The 2,630-nt window shown below is 68.2% G+C and carries 2 protein-coding genes; both read left to right on the top strand.

The annotated features are described in order from the left end of the window. Positions 1-608 precede the first annotated feature (608 nt). The gene (locus I003_RS0129360) at positions 609-1,670 is read left to right on the top strand and encodes a hydroxymethylglutaryl-CoA reductase (RefSeq protein ID WP_027774702.1); all 1,062 of its coding nucleotides are present in this window, start codon (positions 609-611) and stop codon (positions 1,668-1,670) included. A 3-nt stretch (positions 1,671-1,673) separates the two neighbouring features. Then, positions 1,674-2,630, top strand: a 957-nt coding sequence (locus I003_RS0129355; RefSeq protein ID WP_027774701.1) for a hydroxymethylglutaryl-CoA synthase, incomplete at its 3' end; no start/stop codon positions are given.

Genomic DNA, 2,630 nt, shown 5'->3' with positions numbered 1-2,630 from the left:
GGACGCCGGCCCGGGAAGCGGACGCCGGCCGCGGGCCGGATGCGCCCCGGGCCGCGGATACCGGCTGGGCCGCGGGCCGGCACCGGGCGGACGTGCCGCCGGATCCTGCACCGGTTTTCCGCCCGCCGGGCGAGCAGGACGCCGTGCCCCCTGCTGGCTCCCGGGCGGCAACCACACACCGGATACCGCCGGGCAGCGAACGCCGGCCGCGCTGCGGATGCCGCCCGCGGACCGGATACCGGCTGGACCGCGGACACCAGCTGGGCCGCGGATACCGGCTGGGCCGCGGCCCGGCACCGGGCGGACGTGCCGCCGGATCCTGCACCGGCTTCCGGCCCGCTCTTGCCGACGGCAAAAGAGGGCCGGTCCGCTCGCCGCGCCTGCGGGCGCGGCCCGGCCGTACCGCAGGCCGCACCCGGCGCGCCCGCCCGTTGCCCCCGGTCCGCTGCGGCCTGCCGGCCGGCGCCGGCCGGCGGCGAACCACGCGACTCGCACAGCCGCCCCGGAAAACCGGCCCCCACCGCCCGGCGCCGGGTGCCGGGTGCCGGGTTCCGGGTTCTGTGCTCCAGCACCACCGACGACCTTGACGAGATGACGGGAAGCACACGATGACCGAAGCACACGCCATAGCCGGAGTCCCGATGAAGTGGGTGGGACCGGTACGCATCTCGGGGAACGTCGCCGAAACCGAAACCCACGTGCCTCTGGCCACCTACGAATCCCCCCTGTGGCCTTCCGTGGGCCGCGGCGCGAAGGTGTCCATGCTCACCGAACAGGGCATCGTCGCCACGCTGGTGGACGAGCGGATGACCCGCTCGGTCCTGGTCGAGGCCACCGACGCACCCACCGCCCACGCCGCCGCGCAGATGCTCGACACCCGCATCGACGAACTCCGCGACATCGTCCGCGGCTGCAGCAGGTTCGCCCGCCTCATCGGCATCCGCCACGAGATCACCGCCAACCTGCTGTTCATCCGCTTCGAGTTCGCCACCGGCGACGCCTCCGGCCACAACATGGCCACCCTCGCCTCCGACGCCCTCCTCACCCACCTGCTGAAAACAGTCCCCGGCATCTCCTACGGATCGATCTCCGGGAACTACTGCACCGACAAGAAAGCCACCGCGATCAACGGCATCCTCGGCCGCGGTAAAAACGTCATCACCGAACTCCTCATCCCCCGCCAGATCGTCACGGACGTCCTGCACACCACCGCCGCCAAAGTCGTCGAGCTCAACATCCGCAAAAACCTCCTCGGCACCCTCCTCGCCGGCGGTATCCGCTCCGCGAACGCCCACTTCGCGAACATGCTCCTCGGCTTCTACCTCGCCACCGGCCAGGACGCCGCCAACATCATCGAAGGCTCCCAGGGCGTCACCATGGCCGAAGACCGCGACGGTGACCTCTACTTCTCCTGCACCCTGCCGAACCTCATCGTCGGCACCGTAGGAAACGGCAAAGGCCTGGGATTCGTCGAGACGAACCTGACCCGCCTCGGCTGCCGCGCCGACACCGAACCCGGCCACAACGCCAGGCGGCTGGCCGTCATCGCAGCCGCAACAGTGCTGTGCGGCGAACTCTCCCTCCTCGCAGCACAGACCAACCCAGGCGAACTCATGCGCGCACACATCCAACTGGAACGCGACAACACGACTGCAAAGGTTGGTGCCTAGGGCATGTCCGACCCACTCGGAATCCACGACCTGTCATTCGCCACAACCGAGTTCGTCCTGCCGCACACCGCACTCGCAGAACACAACGGCACCGACATCGGCAAATACCACATCGGTATCGGCCAGGAATCCATGAGCGTAGCCGCCGCCGACGAAGACATCGTCACCATGGCCGCAGCCGCCGCCGCACCCATCATCGCCCGCCACGGCAGCGACAGGATCCGCACCGTCGTCTTCGCCACCGAATCCTCCATCGACCAGGCCAAATCAGCCGGCGTCTACGTCCACTCCCTCCTCGGCCTGCCCTCAGCCACCCGCGTCGTCGAACTCAAACAAGCCTGCTACGGCGCAACCGCCGCCCTGCAATTCGCCATCGGCCTCATACGCCGCGACCCCTCACAACAAGCCCTCGTCATCGCCAGCGACATCTCCAAATACGACGCCGACAGCCCCGGCGAAGCAACCCAGGGCGCCGCAGCAGTCGCCATGCTCGTCGGCGCCGACCCCGCCCTGCTCCGCATCGAGGACCCCTCCGGCCTCTACACCGCAGACGTCATGGACTTCTGGCGGCCCAACTACCGCGACACCGCACTCGTCGACGGACAAGAATCCATCAACGCCTACCTCCAAGCCATCGAAGGCGCCTGGAAAGACTACACAGAACAAGGCGGCCACACCCTCGACGACTTCGCCGCGTTCTGCTACCACCAGCCCTTCACAAAAATGGCGTACAAAGCACACCGCCACCTGCTGAACTACTGCGAACGCGACACCGACAAAAACACCATCGAACAAGCCCTCACCAAAACCACCACCTACAACAACGTCATCGGCAACAGCTACACCGCATCGGTCTACCTCGCCCTGGCCGCACTCCTGGACCAGGCAGACGACCTCACCGGCCGGCCCATCGGCCTGTTCAGCTACGGCTCCGGCAGCGTCGCCGAATTCTTCGCCGCC

Source organism: Streptomyces sp. CNQ329, from assembly GCF_000482585.1.
The sequence above is the reverse complement of the archived record's forward strand: the minus strand, read 5'-3'. Positions and strand labels throughout refer to the sequence as shown.

What these genes read in the sequence shown, in the direction of transcription:
- I003_RS0129360 (WP_027774702.1), top strand. Translation starts at nt 609, where the DNA reads ATGACCGAAGCACACGCCATAGCCGGAGTCCCGATGAAGTGGGTGGGA.